Origin of the sequence: Sphingopyxis sp. (assembly GCF_041916015.1) — a bacterium.
Lineage (GTDB): Bacteria > Pseudomonadota > Alphaproteobacteria > Sphingomonadales > Sphingomonadaceae > Sphingopyxis.
The window spans coordinates 1-18874 of the sequence record NZ_JAYSAH010000021.1; the positions used below are offsets into that span (position 1 = coordinate 1).

Sequence of the window (18874 nt, forward strand, 5' to 3'; positions counted from 1 at the left end):
GGTCGAGCGCGGGCTGCTGCTGCACGCGCTGTTCGAGCGCTTGCCGCCCGTGGCGGCGGAAAAGCGGCGCAACGCGGCGCTGCGCTGGCTTGCGGCGCAGGCGCCGATGCTGGGCGAGGCGGAGCGCGCGGCGATGGTCGATGAGGTGCTCGCGGTGCTGGGCGACCCCGCGCACGCAGCGCTGTTCGGTCCCGGGAGCCTCGCCGAGGTGCCGCTCTCGGCGGTTGTTGACGGCGGCGCGGTCGTCGCGGGGATCGCCGACCGGCTGCTCGTCACCGAGGCCGCGGTGACGGTGATCGACTACAAGACCGGACGGCGGGTGCCCGCGAGCGCTGCGGATGTCGCGCCCGCCTATCTCCGCCAGATGGCGGCGTACCGCGATGCGCTTGGCGTGATCTTTCCAGGGCGGCGCGTCGAGGCGGCGCTGCTCTACACCGCGGCGCCGCGGCTGATCATGCTCGATGGCGCATTGCTCGACGCGCACAAGCCCGGCTTGGCGGCAACCAAGGCGAATTTGCCGGGTTCGACCCTTGAGCAGGACGCGCCGACGCCCTAGCTTGAGGGCAACGGATTTTTCAGGAGACTCTCATGAGCACCAAAGCCATCACCGACGCCAGCTTTCAGGCCGATGTCCTCGACAGCGACACCCCCGTGCTCGTCGATTTCTGGGCCGAATGGTGCGGCCCGTGCAAGATGATCGGCCCCTCGCTCGAGGAAATTTCGGACGAACTCGCGGGCAAGGTCGTCATCGCCAAGCTCAACATCGACGATCACCCCGACGCGCCGAGCAAATATGGCGTGCGCGGCATCCCGACGATGATCCTGTTCAAGAACGGCCAGATCGCCGACACCAAGGTCGGCGCGGCGCCGAAGAGCGCGCTCAAGGGCTGGCTCGAAGGGGCGTTGTAAACACCCAACCCCGTCATTGCGAGGAGCCGAAGGCGACGCGGCAATCCAGAGTGTGCGCATACTCGCTCTGGATTGCTTCGCTTCGCTCGCAATGACGAAGTGAGGATTAACTCCGATAATCGGCGTTGATGCTGATGTAGCCGTGGGTGAGGTCGCACGTCCATACGGTCGCGCGGCCTTCGCCGAGCCCAAGGTCGGCGCCGACCCGGATGTCCAGCCCTTTGAGATGCGCCGCAACCGGCGCCTCGTCGTAGCCATCGACGGGCAGGCCGTCCTTCGCGACCCAATGATCGCCGAAGCGGATCGCGAGCCGGTCGCGGTCGGCGGGTTCGCCCGCCTTGCCCACCGCCATCACGACGCGGCCCCAGTTGGCGTCCTCGCCTGCGATTGCGGTCTTGACCAAGGGCGAGTTCGCGATGGCGAGCGCGACGCGCTTGGCGCTGTCGTCGCTGACCGCGCCGCTCACCTGCACCTCGATGAATTTCGACGCGCCCTCGCCGTCGCGCACCACCTGTTGCGCGAGGTCGAGCGCGACCTGACGGATCGCGGCGTACAGCGCGTCGGCGCCCGGATCGTCGCGCGTGGTGAGCACCGGATTGCCTGCCTGCCCGGTCGCGAAGAGCAAAACCGTGTCGCTGGTCGAGGTGTCGCTATCGACAGTGATGCTGTTGAAGCTGCCGCCCGTCGCTTCGCTCAGCATCTCCTGCAGGAGTACGGGCGCGACCGCGGCGTTAGTGAAGATGTAGCCGAGCATGGTCGCCATGTCGGGGGCGATCATCCCCGACCCCTTGACGATCCCCGCGACCTGAACGGCCGTGCCGCCGACGACCGCGCTCGCGGTCGATCCCTTGGCGAAGGTGTCGGTGGTGCAGATGGTTTCGGCGGCGGCTTCCCACGAGCAGGGCTCGGCGGTCAGCGCGGTCTCGACCCCGGCGCGCGCCTTGTCCTTCGGCAGCGGGACGCCGATGACGCCGGTCGAGCTGACGAACACTTCGCCGGCATCGCAGCCGAGATGGTCCGCGACCTGCGCCATGATCTGCTCGACCGCCTCGCGCCCGCGATAGCCGGTGAAGGCGTTGCTGTTGCCGGCGTTGACGATCAGTGCGCGGCCGGTGCCGCCCTTCACCTGCTCGCGGCCAAGCTCGACTTCAGACGAGCAGCAGACATTGCGCGTGAAGACGCCCGCGACGGTCGTGCCGGGCGCGAGCTCGACATAGGTGAGGTCGCAGCGGTCCCAATTCTTGTAGTGCGCGCGTGCGACGCGGCGCGTGACCCCGGCGATCTCGGGGTGGGGGGGGAAGGCGGCGGGGGCGAGCGGGGAGCGCGTGGTCATAGGAGGGCGCATAGCGACTGGGCGACAGAATCAAAAGCCCCTCCCCTTCAGGGGAGGGGTTGGGGTGGGGCCATCGGCCTTGCACGAGACCGCTATGCCCACCCCGCTGCGACTAGCGGACAAGGGCCGCAAGTCTCGCTGCCCCTCCCCTGAAGGGGAGGGGATAACAGGTCACGCCGGAATGCCGCTGATCGACTTCACTTCCATGAAGTCCTTGAGCCCGAAGACGCCGCCTTCGCGGCCGTTGCCCGACGCCTTGTAGCCGCCGAACGCCGCGCCCGGGCCGGGGCCCCAGGCGTTGACCGCGACCATGCCGGCGCGCAGCTTCGGTGCGACCTCGGCCGCCTTGGCGGGGTCGCCGGAGACGACGGCCGACAAACCATATTCGGTGTCGTTGGCGATATCGACGGCCTCGTCGAGGTCGCCATAGGCCATGATCGTCGCGACGGGGCCAAAGATTTCCTCGTTCGCGATCCGCATGTCGCGCGTGACGCCCGAGAAGACCGTCGGCTTGATATAATAGCCGCGGTTGACGTTCGAGGGCAGGCCGGTGCCGCCGGTTTCGAGCGTCGCGCCTTCGTCGATCGCCGACTGGATCAGGCCCTGGATCTTGTCGAACTGCGCCTTGTTGACGACGGGGCCGATATGGCCGCCCTCGGCCTGCGGATCGCCGACCTGTGTGCCGTCGAACATTGCCTTGATGACGCCGATGGCCTCGGCTTCGCGGTCCTTCTGGACGAGGATGCGCGTCGGCGCGATGCAGCTCTGGCCGGTGTTGACCAGCACGCCCTGCACCGTCGGGGGCAGCACGGTTTCAAGGTCGGCGTCGGGCAGGACGATGTTGGGCGACTTGCCGCCAAGTTCCTGATGGACGCGCTTGACCGTGTCGGCCGCCGCCTTGGCGACGAGGATGCCGGCGCGGGTCGATCCGGTGAAGCTCACCATCTCGATGCCGGGATGCGCGCTGATCGCGTTGCCGACGGTCGGGCCGTCGCCCTGCACGAGATTGAACACGCCCGCCGGGACGCCCGCGGCGTCGAGGATTTCGGCGAAGATCACCGCATTGCCGGGGCATTCTTCCGACGGCTTCAGCACCATCGTGTTGCCCGCGGCGAGCGCGGGCGCGACCTTGAGCGCGATCTGGTTGAGCGGCCAGTTCCACGGCGTGATCATGCCGACGACGCCGATCGGCTCATAGGCGATCATGCCCGCGGCATATTTTTCGGTGAAGCTGAAATCCTGAAGCGCCGCGATCGTGCCGAGGAAGCCGCCGATGCCGGCGCCGACCTGCGCGGTGCTGGCGAAGCTGACCGGCGCGCCCATTTCCGATGCCATCGACTTGGCGAGATCGGGAACGCGCTTCTTATATTCCTCGACGATGCGGTTCAGCAGCGCGAGACGTTCTTCGCGCGTCGTCTGCGAGAAGGTCTTGAAAGCTTCCTTCGCCGCAGCGACCGCGTCGTCGACGTCGGCCGCGGTGCCGAGCACGACGGTCGAGGCCGCTTCCTCGGTCGCGGGATTGATGACGTCGTGGAGCTTGCCGCCCTTGCTGTCGACCCATTTGCCGCCGATGTAATTTTGTTTCAGGTGCGTTTCGGTATCGCTCATCATCTGTCTCCCATCGGCGCGAAATTGCGTATCGGATTGCTACCTAGTCGCTGTGGCGAATGAATCAAGCGCGGCCAACTGCGAAAACCGGCGGGTCAGCGTTTTTCAGCCGACAAGCGTGACATCAATATGGCAGCGCGCGTCGCTTGCCGCGAAATGCTGGGGATGTCGACCGCCTCGCCGGGTGCGTGGTCGCCGGTGCTGTACGGCCCGAGTCCGGCCAGCCCATCGACATCGGCAGCGACGAAGCTGATGTCGCCCGCGCCGCGCTTCAGCGGATCGAGCGCCGCCATTTCGGCGAGGCCGAGGTCGCGGTTCACGCCGTTGAGCTTCATCAGCAGCGCCTTGTTGCCCTCGGTCGGCGCCATCGGCGGATAGCCGCCCGGATCGAAGCTGATCGTCGCGCCGGTGCCAGGGGCATGGTCGGCGACGATCGCGGTCATCTTCGCCTTCACGCGCTCGATCTGCTCGGGGGACAACGCGCGGAGGTCGCCGCGCGCGATCGCGATCGCCGGGATGATGTTGGTCTTGCCGTTCGCGGTCGCGCGGATGCCGCCCGCGTCGAGTTCGGCCTGCTGCCCGCCCGCGATCAACCCGACGTTGAAGGTCAGGTTCGGCTCCGGCAGCTCGGTGCGGAAGCGGTGGATGATCCGCGTCAGTTCGTAGATCGCGCCGTCGCCCGCCGCGGCGCTGAAGATGCCCGAGCTGTGCGCACTCTTGCCGGTTGCGGTGACGGTCCAGCTATCCGACGACCGCCGCGCGATCGATCCCATGTCGGCGCCCTCATCGCGGACCAGCCCCTCGAAATCGAGAGCGACGTCGCTGCGCTTGCCCGCGGCAATCAGATCGGCGCGCGCCTTTTCGATCGGCGTGCCCGAATCCTCCTCGTCGCCGGTCATGTGAAATTCGATGTTCGCGTCCTTCAGCGTCCCCGCCGCCTGCATCGCGCGCAGCGCCGCGACGACGACGACCATCCCGCCCTTGTCGTCGCCGGCCCCCGGTCCTTCGCCCATATCGCCCTTGCGGGTGAAGGTCTGGAAGGGCGAGTCGGGCTCGAACACCGTGTCGAGATGCGCGATCAGCAGCAGGCGCTTGCCGTCGGGCTTGCCAGCGTGCGTCGCGATCAGATGGCCGGCGCGGCCGGTGTCGCGCATCGGTTTCCATTCGACCGTGAAGCCGAGCGGCTCGAGTTCGGCGCGCATCATCGCCCCGACCTTTTCGACGCCCTCCAGATTTTGCGAGCCGCTGTTCTGATTGACCAGCTTTTCGAGCAGCGCGAGGGTGCGGCTCTGCTCCGCCTCTACCGTCTTCGCCATTTTGGCATCGGCAGCGCTCAGTTTCGCCTCCGCGGCTGGCGCAAAGGCGAGTTGAAGGGCGGCGAGGGCGACGAAAGGCAATGATTTCATGGGGGACTCCTCTGGCCCCCCTTGTGGCGGGTGAGACGCGCCGCCGCAAGCGGTCAGCCGGGGCGCACCATGAAGATGTCGCCGCCGATGCTGACGATGAACAGATTGCCCGCGCTGTCCTCGCCGAATGACGCGATCGAACTGAGCGTTCCCGCGTCGGGCGCGAAATCCTCGTTGCGCCGCGCGAGGCGCGACGACGGAAGCGTTTGGCCCGCCGCGAAGCTGGAAAAGGGGATCGACCAGATGTTGCCCGACACAAAGTCGGCGAACACATATTGGCCGGCGAGCGAAGCGACCGGGCCGCGATAGACGTAACCGCCGGTGATCGAATTGCCCTGCCGCGGGCCGCTGCCATGCCCATATTCGACGACGGGGTCGATAAGGCCGCCGGGCGGCGTACCCGAGAAGGTCTGCGTCCCTTCCTTGAAGCGCCAGCCGAAATTGCTGCCCGGCTGCGTCGTCGTCAGCAGGTCGATCTCCTCCACCGCGCTTTGTCCGACGTCGCCGATGATCAGCGTCGATCCGTTGAAAGAGGCACGGAAGGGATTGCGAAGGCCATAGGCGTAGACATAGGGGTCGCCGCCGCCCGACAGGAACGGGTTGCCCGGAGCGGCCGCATAGGAACTGCCATTAGCCCCGACCGTAAAGCGCAATATCTTGCCGAGCCGCACGTTGGTGTTCTGGGCGTTGTTGTCCGGATCGGCACCACCGCCGCCGTCGCCGATACCGACATAGACGAGGCCATCGGGTCCGAAGCCGATCCAGCCACCATTGTGATTGTCGGCGCCGGGATGGGGGACGCTGAGCACCGTGTCGTAGGTGGTCGAACTGTTCGGCTGGCCGAGCGTGTAGCGGCGTACCTGCACCGTCCCGTCGGGGGCGGTCGCGACCGCAAGCAGCCGCTGCGACGTCGCATGGTCGGGATAGGCGGCGAGTCCGAGCAGCCCGCGTTCGCCGCCGGTCGAGATGTCGGTGATGTTGAGCACCTGCGTGCGGCTGCCCGTTGCGGGATCGAGGCGATACACGCCGCCGCCCTTTTCGACGACATAGACGCTGCTGCTTCCGGGGATGGGTGCGACATAGAGCGGTTGGTTGAAACCCGTGCCGACGCGCGCAACCGCTATGCCCTCGCGGCTGTTGGTGACCGTGATATTGAGCGGCTGGGTGACGCTGGCAGTGCCGTCGCTGACGCGAAGCTGCACCGCATAGACATTGTCGCCATTGGCGTCGCCGGGCAGATCGTAATCGGGGGCGGTCTTGAAGGTCAGTGCGCCGGCGGAGGTGATCGAAAAAAGCGCCGCGTCGGCGCCGCCATCGATCGTGAAGGTCAGCATATTGCCGTCGGGATCGCTCGCCGTAGCCTGATAGGCGGCGGTCTGGTTCTCGGCAACGCTCGCGGTCTGTGCCGAGGTAAAGCTTGGCGGCGCATTGTTCGCGGGCGGGTTGCTTCCGCCGCCTCCGCTGCCGCCACCTCCACACGAGGTCAGAGCCAGGGGGACCAGGAGGAAGGCGAGACGCTTTCGCATGGCAAAGCCACTTTCGCGATCAGCCCCCTCGACGGTCAGTCTGCCATCGACCGCCCGGCATCGCAAGCCTGTGGGGCCTCAACTTCCTTCTTTGCCTCGCCGAAATCAAATTGGCTGAAAACGGGCAGGCCCAAAACGAGTGGGGCGCCCGGCTCCCCCGAACCGGACGCCCCGCGCAAGCTGATCGCTGCCGATCAGGCGCTGTAATACATGTCGAACTCGACCGGGCTCGGGGTCTGCTCGAAGCGATAGACCTCGTCCCACTTCAGCTCGACATAGGCTTCGATCTGGTCCTTCGAGAAGACGTCGCCCTTGAGCAGGAAGTCATGGTCGGCGAGCAGGCTGTCGAGGGCTTCGCGCAAGCTGGCGCAGACGGTCGGGACTTCGGCCAGTTCCTCGGGCGGCAGATCGTAGAGGTTCTTGTCCATCGCGTCGCCGGGGTGGATTTTGTTCTGGATGCCGTCGAGGCCTGCCATCAGCAGCGCCGAATAGCAGAGATAGGGGTTCGCCATCGCGTCGGGGAAGCGGAATTCGACGCGCTTCGCCTTGGCGCCCGCACCGTAGGGGATGCGGCACGAGGCCGAACGGTTGCGCGACGAGTAAGCGAGCAGCACCGGCGCTTCGAAGCCCGGGACGAGGCGCTTGTAGCTGTTCGTCGTCGGGTTGGTGAAGGCGTTCAAAGCCTTGGCGTGTTTGATCACGCCGCCGATGAAATAGAGGCACATGTCGCTGAGCCCGGCATAGCCGTTGCCCGCGAAGAGCGGCTTGCCCTTTTCCCAGATCGAGATGTGGGTGTGCATGCCGCTGCCGTTGTCGTCCTTGATCGGCTTCGGCATGAAGGTCGCGGTCTTGCCATAGGCGTGCGCAACCTGGTGCACGACATATTTGTAGATCTGCATGCGGTCGGCGGTCTGGGTCAGCGTGCCGAAGGTCAGGCCGAGTTCGTGCTGCGCGGCGGCGACCTCATGGTGATGCTTGTCGCAGGGCAGGCCCATTTCGAGCATCGTCGAGACCATCTCGGCGCGGATGTCGACCGCGCTGTCGACCGGCGCGACCGGGAAATAGCCGCCCTTGGCGCGCGGCCGGTGGGCAAGGTTGCCGCCCTCATAGGCGCGGCCGGTGTTGGTCGGCAGTTCGATGTCGTCGATTTCGAAGCCCGACTTGTTGTAGCCGATCTCGAAGCGGACGTCGTCGAACATGAAGAATTCGGCCTCGGGCCCGACATAGACGGTGTCGCCGATGCCGGTCGAGGCGACATAGGCCTCGGCGCGCTTCGCGGTGGTGCGCGGGTCGCGAGCATAGCCTTCGCCGGTCGAGGGCTCGACGATGTCGCAGAAGATGACGAGCATCGGGGTCGCCGAGAAGGGATCGTCATAGACCGCCTCGAGGTCGGGCATCAGGATCATGTCCGACTCGTTGATCGCCTTCCAGCCTTCGATCGACGAGCCGTCGAACATCAGGCCGTCCTCCAGCTCATCCTCGCCGAGGACCGAGGCGACCATGGTCAGATGCTGCCACTTGCCCTTGGGGTCGGTGAAGCGCAGATCGACCCATTCGATGTCGTTGTCCTTGATCCGCGCGATGATGTCCTTGGGCTTCGTAGCCATGGTCTAAGCTTCCTTCTTGCGAAATGGCCCGGTGTGCCGGGGCTTGGTTGAACGGGTGGTGAGGGTGATGCGCGGTCTAGAGCGCATCCTCGTTGCGCTCGCCGGTGCGGATGCGCAGTGCGGTCTCGATCGGTATGACGAAGATCTTGCCGTCGCCGATCCGCCCGGTCTGTGCCGCGGCGGCGATCGCCTCGACGACGCGCTCGGCCATATTGTCGTCGACGACGACCTCCAGCTTCACCTTGGGCAGGAAGTCGACGACATATTCGGCGCCGCGATAGAGTTCGGTGTGGCCCTTCTGGCGGCCGAAGCCCTTGGCCTCGGTCACGGTGATGCCGCTGACGCCGACTTCGTGCAGGGCCTCCTTCACTTCGTCGAGCTTGAACGGCTTGATGATCGCTTCAATCTTCTTCACGCGTCAAATCCCCCTTGGGCCTTTCTCATGCTCGCAGGCAAAGCCGGATCAGGCGGACCTGATCCGGTTCGCACCTCTGTGAGTCGCTGCGAGGCCCGGTCATCTTGCACCAATCAAGACCCGTGCCAATTGGCGAATCGCGGGCTTTCGCGAAGATTTTCGGTGAGCGATCGCGCCGTTGCCCAAGGGGTAGGCAAGGGCGGGATTTGGCTGCCTAAAATATGGGCATGGGCGATGAGATGGCGTCTGTTTTGACTCACACAAAGACACAAAGAGGGCGCGCCCCATAGGGGCGGTTGCGCGGTAGTCGAGCGCAGCGCTCTCCATGATCGCCTACGGCGACGAGCCAACAGGTAGATGGCGATCCGCCCTCTTTGTGTCTTTGTGTGAGTTTCCAATATTTCCTCTCCGCTACCGCCTGCGGCGGCGGAGAGGGTCTATTCTACCGCCCGATTGGTGCAGCGTCGTTGGGAAGGTTCGCCTTGGTCCAGTTCGAGCGGTCGATGACATAGGCGCGGATCGATTCGGCATCGGCCGGGGTGAGGACGCGGGCGAAGCTGACCATGCCGCGATCCTTGAGCGCGCCGTCGAGGATCACCGATTTCCACGCATCGGCATTGGCGAGGGTGCCCGAGACGCGCAGGTCGGGGGTGAAGCCGTTGCCGATCGCGCTGTCGCCGTGGCAGACTTGGCAATAGCGCCCGAAGTGCGCCTTGCCCGACGCGACCTGCGCGGCGGTTCCGAACTGCGGCGGCGGGTTCCAGGCGAGCGCGGTGGTTGCGGGCGGCGCGGGGAACTTCACCGTGCCGTCGACCTTGAGCACCACCAGCCGCGGGATGTTCGGGAGCTTGCGCGTCACCCCGCCCGCGACCCCGGCGACGAGCGGGAAGGCGCCGCCCTTGCCGGTCTGGAAGGCGATGTATTGAACCCCGCCGGCGCGGAAGGTCGAGGGCGCGCTGACGATCCCCGACTGCATGTCGAGGTCGAGCAACTGCTTGCCGGTGTCGGCGGCATAAGCGCGGAAGCGTCCGGTGCTGGTGCCCTGAAAAACGAGATTGCCCGCGGTGGTCATGGTGCCGCCGTTCCACGCGGCGGGATAATCGACCCCCCACGCGACCTTGCCGGTGCGCGGGTCGAAGGCGACGAGCCGCCCGGTCGTGGCGGCGATCGCGGCGCGGAACGCCTTGGCATCGTCGGGCAGCATCGTCTTGTTGAGCGCGGTGCCGACGTTGAAGCCCAGCACCTTGCGCTTGTCGAGCTCGTCCATGTCCTGGAGATAGCCCTGCGGGATCTGTTGCGCCGGAATATAGACGAGCCCCGTCGCCGGGTTGTAGCTCATCGGGTGCCAGTTGTGCGCGCCGAGCGCGCCGGGGATGGCGATGAACGGCTTGCCGGTCTTGTAGAAGCGGGCCTCGGGGTTCTCGATCGGCCGGCCGGTGGTGAGATCGTAGCCCGTCGCCCAGTTGATCCCGTCGACATAGGGTTTGGCATCGATCAGCTTGCCGCTCGTGCGGTCGATGGTGAAGAAGAAGCCGTTCTTCGGCGCATGGTACAGCACCTTCGTCGGCTTCCCGTTCACCGCCTGCTCGGCGAGGATGATCGGCTGGGTCGCGGTGTAATCCCAGCTCTCGGCCGGGGTCTCCTGATAATGCCATTTATATTTGCCGGTGTTCGCATCGAGCGCGACGACCGAGGAGAGGAACCAGTTGTCGCCTTCGCCGTTCGAGCGGAGCCCATGGTTCCATGGATTGCCGTTGCCGACGCCGAGGTAGATCTGGTCGAGATCCTTGTCGTAGACGATCGCGTCCCACACCGTGCCGCCGCCGCCCGACACTTTCCACTCGCCCTTGTCGGACCAGGTCGCGTTGCCCTTGCTCGCGAAGATGTCGTCGCTCGCGGCGCCGTCCTTCTTCTTTTCGGGATTGGGCGCGGTGTAGAAGCGCCAGCGCTCCTTGCCGGTGTCGGCGTCATAGGCGGTGACATAGCCGCGCACCCCGAACTCGGCGCCGCCGTTGCCGATCAGCACCATGTCCTTCACGACGCGCGGCGCGCCGGTGATCGTATAGGGCTTCGACGTGTCGAAGGTCTGCGTCGACCATTGCTCCTTGCCGGTCTTCTTGTCGAGCGCGATCAGGCGGCCGTCGAGGGTGCCGACGAACAATTTGTCGCCCCACACCGCAACGCCGCGGTTGACGACGTCGCAGCAGGCATCGACCGCGCGGTCGCCGGGAACCTTGGGATCGAAGCTCCAGACCTTCTTGCCGGTCGCGGCGTCCCAGGCATCGACCTTCGACCAGGCGTGGCTGACATAGAGGGTGCCGTCGACGACGACCGGGGTCGCTTCCTGCCCGCGCGCATCGTCGAGGTCGGCGAACCAGGCGATGCCGAGCTGCCCCACATTCTTGTCGTTGATGTCGGTCAGCGGGCTGAAGCGCTGCTCGTCGTAGCTGTAGCCGATGCCGGCCCAGTTATCACCGTTGCCGCCGGTTTTGAGCAGGGCCTCGCTGGCCTTTTCGGCGTCGTCGAGCGATCCGCCCGAGATGCTGTCGTTCTTCGAGGCGTTGCACGCCGCCAGTGCCAGCGCCGCGCAGCCAAGCAGTGCAGCCGAAAAGACCTTCTTTGCCATATTCCTCTCCCACGCCTATGCTTGACGTTAACGTCAAGTCTGCGCCGGAAGGGGCCGGGGTGCAAGCGGGAAAATGATAAGGAGGCTCTCTTATCGTCACCCCGGACTTGATCCGGGGTCCGCGAAGGCAAAAGCTGCTCTGGACACCATGGAGCCCGGATCAAGTCCGGGACGACGAACTAAATCGCCGTGCGAATCAGCTTGTCCAGGGCGGCGCGTTCAGCCCTTTCGGACTCGCGGTGAAAATCTCGCAGCCGGTTTCGGTGATTCCGATGCTGTGCTCGAACTGCGCCGAGAGCGAGCGGTCGCGCGTCACGGCGGTCCAGCCGTCGGCGAGCATCTTCACCGCATATTTGCCGGTGTTGATCATCGGCTCGATCGTGAAGAACATGCCCGGACGCAGCTCCGGGCCGGTGCCGGGGCGCCCGGCGTGGACGACCTCGGGCGCGTCGTGGAACATCTGGCCGACGCCATGGCCGCAGAAATCGCGGACGACCGAATAGCGGTGACGTTCGGCATGGGTCTGGATCGCGTGCGCGACGTCGCCCATCGTGTTGCCTGGCTTCGCCTGTTCGATACCGAGCATCAGGCATTCGTAAGTGATATCGACGAGGCGGCGCGCCTTCACGCTGACGTCGCCGAGCAGATACATGCGGCTCGAATCGCCGTGCCAGCCATCGACCATCGGAGTGACATCGACGTTGATGATGTCGCCGTCGCGCAGCGGCTTGTCGTCGGGGATGCCGTGGCACACGACATGGTTGATGCTGGTGCAGCAGCTATGTGTGTAGCCGCGATAGCCGAGCGTCGCTGGAATCCCGCCGCCCGCCAGCGTCATCTCGCGGACGAGATCGTCGATCTGGGCCGTGGTCACGCCGGGCTGGACGAAAGGAACAAGTGCGTCGAGGATTTCGGCGGCGAGCCGCCCGGCGCGGCGCATCCCGGCAAAGCCGGCTTCGTCGTGCAGCTTGATCGTGCCGTCGCGGACGGCGGCCGGCGCGCCGGCTTCGGCGGCGGTCACGGAGACATAATTGTACATTGGGAGGTATATAGTCGCGGGAGTGTAAAAAAGCGAGGGAGTAAGCCCCTCCCGCTTGCGGGAGGGGTTTGGGGAGGGGCTGTGGCGTCGCAGGGCTCTCCCCGCTGCGACTAGCGAACAAGTGCGCAAATCTCGCTACCCCTCCCGTTTACGGGAGGGGTATTTCCTACTCCGCCGCCTTCTCGGCCTTGCCCTTCGCCTTGCCCTTGCTCGCCTTGGGGGGAGCCGAGACGATCTCGAACGCCAGCGGGTTGCCGACATGGGCGTCCTCGCCGGTTTTCAGCTTCACCTTGACCTCGCCGCCGTGGACGAGCTTGCCGAACAGCAGTTCCTCGGCGAGCGGCTGCTTGATCTTTTCCTGGATCAGGCGGCCCATCGGACGCGCGCCGTAGAGCTTGTCATAGCCCTTGCCGGTCAGCCATTCGCGCGCCGCCTCGTCGAGCTGGATGTGGACGTTGCGGTCGGCAAGCTGCAACTCGAGCTGCAGGATGAACTTGTCGACGACGCGCGCCACGACCTCGGGCGGCAGATAGCCGAAGGGCACGATCGCATCGAGTCGGTTGCGGAATTCGGGGGTGAACATGCGCTTCACCGCCTCCTCCTGCACATCCTCGCGGGTCACGGTGCCGAAGCCGATCGACTCGCGCGTCATGTCGCTCGCGCCCGCATTGGTCGTCATGATCAGGATGACGTTGCGGAAGTCGACCGTCTTGCCGTGGTGATCGGTCAGCCGGCCGTTGTCCATCACCTGCAAGAGGATGTTGAACAGATCGGGGTGCGCCTTCTCGATCTCGTCGAGCAGCAGCACGCAATGCGGATTCTGGTCGATCGCATCGGTGAGCAGGCCGCCCTGATCGTAACCGACATAGCCCGGCGGCGCGCCGATCAGGCGGCTCACCGAATGGCGCTCCATATATTCGCTCATGTCGAAGCGCTGGAGCGGGATGCCCATGATCGACGCGAGCTGCTTGGCGACCTCGGTCTTGCCGACGCCGGTCGGGCCGCTGAACAGATAGTTGCCGATCGGCTTTTCGGGATCGCGCAGCCCCGCGCGGGAGAGCTTGATCGCCGACGACAGCACCTCGATCGCGGTGTTCTGACCGAACACGACGCGCTTGAGGTCGGTCTCGAGCGTTTCCAAGACCTTCTTGTCGTCGCTCGACACCGATTTGGGCGGGATGCGCGCCATCGTAGCAATGACGGCCTCAATCTCCTTCGCGGTGATCGTCTTGCGGCGCTTCGACGGGGGGACGAGCATCTGCATCGCGCCGACCTCGTCGATCACGTCGATCGCCTTGTCGGGCAGCTTGCGGTCATTGATGTAGCGCGACGACAGCTCGACCGCCGCGTTGATCGCGTCGGCGGTATATTTGACATTATGGTGGCTCTCGAACGCCTCGCGCAGACCCGCGAGGATCTTTTTCGTATCCTCGATGCTCGGCTCGATCACGTCGATCTTCTGGAACCGGCGCAGCAGCGCGCGATCCTTCTCGAAGTGGTTGCGGAACTCCTTGTAGGTCGTCGAACCGATGCAGCGGATGACGCCGCCCGACAGCGCGGGCTTGAGCAGGTTCGATGCGTCCATCGCGCCGCCGCTGGTGGCGCCGGCGCCGATCACCGTGTGGATCTCGTCGATGAACAGGATCGCGTGCGGCAGCCCTTCGAGCTCGGTCACGACCTGTTTCAGCCGCTCCTCGAAATCGCCGCGATAGCGGGTGCCCGCGAGCAGCGCGCCCATGTCGAGCGAATAGATCACCGCGGGCAGCAGCACCTCGGGCACGTCGCCCTCGACGATCTTGCGCGCGAGACCCTCGGCGATCGCGGTCTTGCCGACGCCGGGATCGCCGACATAGAGCGGGTTGTTCTTGCTGCGGCGGCAGAGAATCTGGATCGTGCGGTCGACCTCGGCGCTGCGGCCGATCAGCGGATCGACCTTGCCGGTCTTCGCTTTCTCGTTGAGGTTGACGGTGAACTGGTCGAGCGCGGTTTCCTTCTTGGACTTGCCTTCGCTCTTGTCCTTCGCCTCTTCCTTTTCCTCGGGCTCGGCTTGCGGCGAGGGCTTGCCGCCCTTGCCGACGCCGTGGCTGAGGTAGGAGACCGCGTCGAGCCGCGTCAGATCCTGCTGCTGGAGGAAATAGACGGCGTAGCTCTCGCGCTCCGAAAACAGCGCGACGAGGACGTTGGCGCCCGTCACCTCATCCTTGCCCGACGACTGGACGTGCAGGATCGCGCGCTGGACGACGCGCTGGAATCCGCTGGTTGGGGAGGGGTCGCTGTGGCCTTCGACTTTCAGGCTGTCGAGCTCGGTGTCGAGATAGTGGACGACCGCCGATTGCAGGTCGTCGAGCGCGACGCCGCAGGCGCGCATCACTTCGGCGGCATGATCGTCGTCGATCAGCGCGTAGAGCAGATGCTCGAGCGTCGCATATTCATGGTGACGCTCCGAAGCGGCCTTCAGCGCGTTGTGCAGGGTCTTTTCGAGGCTTTCCGAAAAGGACGGCATGGGTCTCATCTCCTTGCGGGGGACCAGGCCGGGGAGAGGTCGGCCCCCTTAGGATCATAACGTGGCGATGCCGCCGCCCCACCGCAAGGGAAAAGCGGAGGCACATGTGAAATTACGATGACACTGTTGTATTATGGTTAACACGGCGTTGAGAAATTGGTCGAAAACCCTCGCGTCCTTCGCCCCTTACCGCGGCCGGTGCATCACCCAGCTGAACGCCATCGCGTTGAAGATCGTATAGAGGCCATAGAGCAGCATGCCGGTAAACCAGTTGCGCGTCGCGATCGCCATCGCGCCGACGAGCAGCAGGAATTCGAAGACATAGGTGATGTTCGGCCCGACCTTGTCGGCGAGCGGGCGGACCATCTGCTGGATCAGCGGATCGTCGCTTTCCATGAAGGCGCGGTGCATCGCGAAATTGCCGACCCCGGCGCAGAAAATGGCGATGATCGCGATCCACATAGGATTGCAGATGGGGGGTATGGGGTGGAATTGCCAGCGAAATTGCGTCTATAAGGACGGCGCGCCGCGCGGCACCGGCCCGCGGGCCGATCGAACGATGCCCCGCCCCAGCGAAGGATTTTCTCGATGACAGCTCTCCCCCGCTTCATCGCGCTTGGCCTGTTGGCCCCCGCTCTCGGAACGACCGCCGGCATCCGTCCGGCCTCTGCCGCGGTGCCCGATCCATCGCTGCCGTCGCTGGTGATCCCGCTCGCGACGATGCCGATCGAGCCGCTGCCGGTGCCGCTGCCCGATCCGGTGCGCGCGATGATCGACGCCGCGCTGGCGAGCGGCGAGCGCAAGGATATCGAAACCGTGGTGTCGCTCGCCAAGGCGACCAATCCGAAATCGGTGGGTGAGATCGACGCGATCCTTGCGGCATGGCAGGCGCAGCACGAGAGCAAGCCCGAGCCCGACCCGATCCGGCAGATGCTCGCTGCGGCGATGGCGAGCCGTAAGGACAGCGACGTCGAGGCGGTCGGCGCGCTCGCGAAAAAGACCAACCCCGATCGGATCGCCGACATCGACGCGATGCTGACCGGCTATCGCGCGAGGCGGACCGCGGAAAAACAGGCGGAAGCCGACGCCGCGCGTGCGAAGCTGGCGGCCGCGAAATTCTGGCAGAACTGGAAGGGCGAGGGACAGATCGGCGCCTCGCAGAGCGGCGGCAATACCAAGTCGGCGGGGCTCAGCGTCGGGCTCGCGCTCAATCGCAAGGGGATCGACTGGGACCAGCGCTTTCGCGCGCAGGCCGATTATCAGCGGACCAACGGCAGCACTTCGATCGAGCGCTATCTGGTCGAATATGAGCCGCAGATAAAGGTTGGCGAGCGCGCCTTCGCCTATGGCCTCGGGCGATGGGAACGCGACCGCGTGCTGGGCTTCGGCAATCGCTGGAACGCCTCGGCGGGAATGGGGTACAAGGTGATCGCCGGCAAGGCGATGACGCTCAATCTGAAGGCCGGGCCGGCGTGGCGCGAGACCGGCTATCTGCCCGGCCGCGGGCAGAGCGAGAGCGAGCTGACGGGGCTTGCGGGGCTCGATTTCGGCTGGAATCTGTCGCCGACCCTGCGCCTGACCCAGACCGCCTCGACGATCGTCGGCGAGCATAACACCGTGACCAGCTCGCTGACCGCACTCAATGCCAAGCTGATCGGCGGACTGTCGGCGCGCTTCTCCTATTCGGCGGACATCGACACCCGTCCGCCGCCGGGGATCGAGACGGTCGACACGCTGACGCGCTTCACGCTGGTTTACGGATTTTAGGATAGGGGCGGGGGTGCCAGCGCGCGTCAAACCGTGAGGCGCATCGGGGTCTCGACCAGTTCGCGGAAGGCGCGCATGAACTCGGCCGCCACGGCGCCGTCGATGGCGCGATGGTCGAAGCTGGCGGTCGCGGCCATGATGGTTGCAAGTTCGATCTTGCCGTCGACCTTCCACGGCTGCTCGACGCCTGCCGCCGCGCCGAGGATCAGCGCCTGCGGCGGATTGATCACGGGGACCATCTCGTCGATGCCGAACATGCCGAGGTTGGAGAGCGACACCGTTCCGCCGTCATAGTCTTCGGGCGTGAGCTTGCCGTCGCGGGCTTTCGCCGCGAGCGCCTTGCTTTGGCTGGCGATCGCCGAAAGCGACAGGGCGCCGACGTCGCGCAGCACGGGGGTGACGAGCCCGCCGTCGATCGCGACCGCCATCGAGACGTCGACCCGGGCAAAGCGGTGCAGGACGTCGCCGCCGAACTGGACATTGGCATCGGGCACCTCCTGCAGCGCGAGAGCGACGGCCTTGATCAGCAGGTCGTTCACCGACAGCTTGACGCCGCGGCCCTCGATCGCCGCGTTGAGCTGGCGGCGCAGCGCGAGCAGCGGATCGAGATTGCAGCGCGCGGTGAGATAGAAGTGCGGCACGCTCGCCTTGCTCTCGGTCAGGCGCCGCGCGATCGTCTTGCGCATCGAGCTCAGCTTGACCGTTTCGACCGGCACGCCCGCAGGAGGCGGCGCGACGATCGCGGTGGTGGCCGGCGCGGCGGCCATGGCGGCGGGCGCTGGGGCAAGCAGCGGCGCGATGCCAAGGTCGGCGCGGACGATGCGGCCGTTCGGGCCCGTTCCCGCAATACCGCCAAGATCGATGCCCTTCGCGTCGGCGATGCGCGCCGCGAGCGGGCTGACCTTGATCCGGTCCGCAGGCGAAGGGCGCTTTCGGGGAAGCTCGGCTGCCGGGGGCGTTGCCGCCGCCTCTGGCGTTGGCGCCGGCGCTGGGGCCGGAGCAGGGGCTGGCGCCTCTGCGAGCGCGGCTGCCGGCGCGGTATCGGCCATCGCTGGCTCGGGGACGGTCTCATCGTCGCTGGCGAGCAGCGCGATCACCGATCCGACCGCGACGTCGTCGGTCCCCTCGGCGATCACCAGCCTGGCGATGCGGCCGTCGTCTGCCGCTTCATACTCCATCGTCGCCTTGTCGGTCTCGATCTCGGCGATCAGGTCGCCCGCCTTCACGCGGTCGCCTTCCTTGACGAGCCATTTGGCGAGCGTGCCTTTTTCCATCGTCGGCGAGAGCGCCGGCATCGTCAGTTCGATCGCCATGTCAGTTCCCCAGGAAGAGTTCGGCCGCGGCATCGACGATCGCTTCGGCGTCGATGCGGTAGAGGCTGTAGAGGTCGGGCGCATCGCCCGTCTGTCCGAAGCGGTCGGTGCCGAGCGGGCTCACCCGGTTGCCACCCACTCCGCCGATCCACGACAGCGCGCCCGGCGCGCCGTCCAATACGGTCACGAGCCCCGCGCCGGGGGCGAGCTCTCCGAGCAGGCGTTCGATATGGCTCGGTTCCGGTGCTTGCCCGGTCCAGCGCGCTGCGCGCCGCGCCGACCAGCCGCGGTGGAGCAGGTCGGGCGATGTGACATTGAGCAGGCCGACGCCCGGCATATCCTCGGCCAGCATCTCCCATGCTGCGAGCGCTTCGGGTGCGACGACGCCCGTGAAGACGATTGCCGCTTCGGCGTTCGGACCCGGCTGCTTCAACCAATAACCGCCCTTGATCGCATCGGCCTGCCAGCCGTCGCTCGCGCGTTCGACCTGTGCAATCGCGCGCGTCGAGAGGCGGAGGTAGACCGAACTGCCCTCGGGCTTTTGCATATGCTCGAACGCATGGCGCATCAGCAGCGCGACCTCATCGGCATAGGCGGGCTCATAATAGATCCTATGCAGGCCGGATCGGCTATGCCGTTGTTCCGTCAAACCTCACGGAGAACGCTACATGCAGAACGCGTCGTCAGATTACTGCCCCAAGACTTCTGTCATTGTCAGCGTTGAGCTCAGCAAGCGCAACTGGCTTGTTGCCTCGCTCTCGCCAGGAGCGGCGAAGCCTTCGCTGCGGACAATTCCTGCCGGGAACAGCGCGGCACTGATCA

The 18874-nt window shown here is 65.8% G+C and carries 14 protein-coding genes and 1 pseudogene; 3 read left to right on the forward strand and 12 right to left on the reverse strand.

Annotation, left to right across the window (positions count from 1 at the left end; all coding sequences use genetic code 11):
- Together ACE3SL_RS03260 and trxA are read left to right on the forward strand one after the other, a co-directional pair.
- Window positions 1-556, forward strand: a 556-nt coding sequence (locus tag ACE3SL_RS03260) for a PD-(D/E)XK nuclease family protein (protein WP_374524324.1), incomplete at its 5' end; no start/stop codon positions are given.
- Between the two features lie 32 nt (window positions 557-588).
- On the forward strand, window positions 589-909 hold the full coding sequence (gene trxA, locus ACE3SL_RS03265) for a thioredoxin TrxA (protein WP_374524325.1): 321 nt from the start codon (window positions 589-591) through the stop codon (window positions 907-909).
- Window positions 910-1015: 106 nt separating this feature from the next.
- Here trxA and argJ read toward each other — a convergent pair whose 3' ends face one another.
- From argJ to ACE3SL_RS03315, 10 genes are all read right to left on the reverse strand, one after another.
- Complete coding sequence (gene argJ, locus ACE3SL_RS03270) at window positions 1016-2242, reverse strand: bifunctional glutamate N-acetyltransferase/amino-acid acetyltransferase ArgJ (RefSeq protein WP_374524326.1); 1227 nt, start codon at window positions 2240-2242, stop codon at window positions 1016-1018.
- A gap of 171 nt (window positions 2243-2413) precedes the next feature.
- Window positions 2414-3853 (reverse strand): aldehyde dehydrogenase family protein, encoded by a 1440-nt coding sequence (locus ACE3SL_RS03275; RefSeq protein ID WP_374524327.1) that lies wholly within the window; start codon window positions 3851-3853, stop codon window positions 2414-2416.
- A 92-nt stretch (window positions 3854-3945) separates the two neighbouring features.
- Entirely contained in the window at window positions 3946-5256 is a 1311-nt protein-coding gene (locus ACE3SL_RS03280; RefSeq protein ID WP_374524328.1) for a M20/M25/M40 family metallo-hydrolase, read from the reverse strand.
- 53 nt (window positions 5257-5309) lie between these two features.
- Window positions 5310-6782 (reverse strand): PQQ-dependent sugar dehydrogenase, encoded by a 1473-nt coding sequence (locus ACE3SL_RS03285; protein WP_374524329.1) that lies wholly within the window; start codon window positions 6780-6782, stop codon window positions 5310-5312.
- Window positions 6783-6976: 194 nt separating this feature from the next.
- A complete protein-coding gene (glnA, locus tag ACE3SL_RS03290) occupies window positions 6977-8389 on the reverse strand; it encodes a type I glutamate--ammonia ligase (RefSeq protein WP_374524330.1) in 1413 nt (470 codons plus the stop codon).
- A gap of 76 nt (window positions 8390-8465) precedes the next feature.
- The gene (locus ACE3SL_RS03295) at window positions 8466-8804 is read right to left on the reverse strand and encodes a P-II family nitrogen regulator (protein WP_053555097.1); all 339 of its coding nucleotides are present in this window, start codon (window positions 8802-8804) and stop codon (window positions 8466-8468) included.
- 442 nt (window positions 8805-9246) lie between these two features.
- Complete coding sequence (locus ACE3SL_RS03300) at window positions 9247-11430, reverse strand: PQQ-dependent dehydrogenase, methanol/ethanol family (RefSeq protein WP_374524331.1); 2184 nt, start codon at window positions 11428-11430, stop codon at window positions 9247-9249.
- 196 nt (window positions 11431-11626) lie between these two features.
- Window positions 11627-12469: a type I methionyl aminopeptidase gene (gene map, locus ACE3SL_RS03305; protein WP_374524332.1), complete on the reverse strand. Its 843-nt coding sequence runs from the start codon at window positions 12467-12469 to the stop codon at window positions 11627-11629.
- Window positions 12470-12635: 166 nt separating this feature from the next.
- Entirely contained in the window at window positions 12636-14972 is a 2337-nt protein-coding gene (gene clpA / locus ACE3SL_RS03310; RefSeq protein ID WP_374524333.1) for an ATP-dependent Clp protease ATP-binding subunit ClpA, read from the reverse strand.
- 186 nt (window positions 14973-15158) lie between these two features.
- Window positions 15159-15434: a hypothetical protein gene (locus tag ACE3SL_RS03315; protein ID WP_374524334.1), complete on the reverse strand. Its 276-nt coding sequence runs from the start codon at window positions 15432-15434 to the stop codon at window positions 15159-15161.
- A gap of 126 nt (window positions 15435-15560) precedes the next feature.
- On the opposite strand from ACE3SL_RS03315, the gene ACE3SL_RS03320 reads away from it, so the two are divergent.
- Window positions 15561-16739: a YdiY family protein gene (locus ACE3SL_RS03320; protein ID WP_374524335.1), complete on the forward strand. Its 1179-nt coding sequence runs from the start codon at window positions 15561-15563 to the stop codon at window positions 16737-16739.
- Between the two features lie 26 nt (window positions 16740-16765).
- Here the strand turns inward: ACE3SL_RS03320 and ACE3SL_RS03325 are convergent, their stop codons facing one another.
- Both ACE3SL_RS03325 and ACE3SL_RS03330 read right to left on the reverse strand, forming a co-directional pair.
- Window positions 16766-18052, reverse strand: a complete 1287-nt coding sequence (locus tag ACE3SL_RS03325; RefSeq protein WP_374524336.1) for a pyruvate dehydrogenase complex dihydrolipoamide acetyltransferase — start codon at window positions 18050-18052, stop codon at window positions 16766-16768.
- Between the two features lies 1 nt (window position 18053).
- Window positions 18054-18659: pseudogene (locus ACE3SL_RS03330) on the reverse strand (transketolase); the annotation flags it as partial.
- Window positions 18660-18874 lie beyond the last annotated feature (215 nt).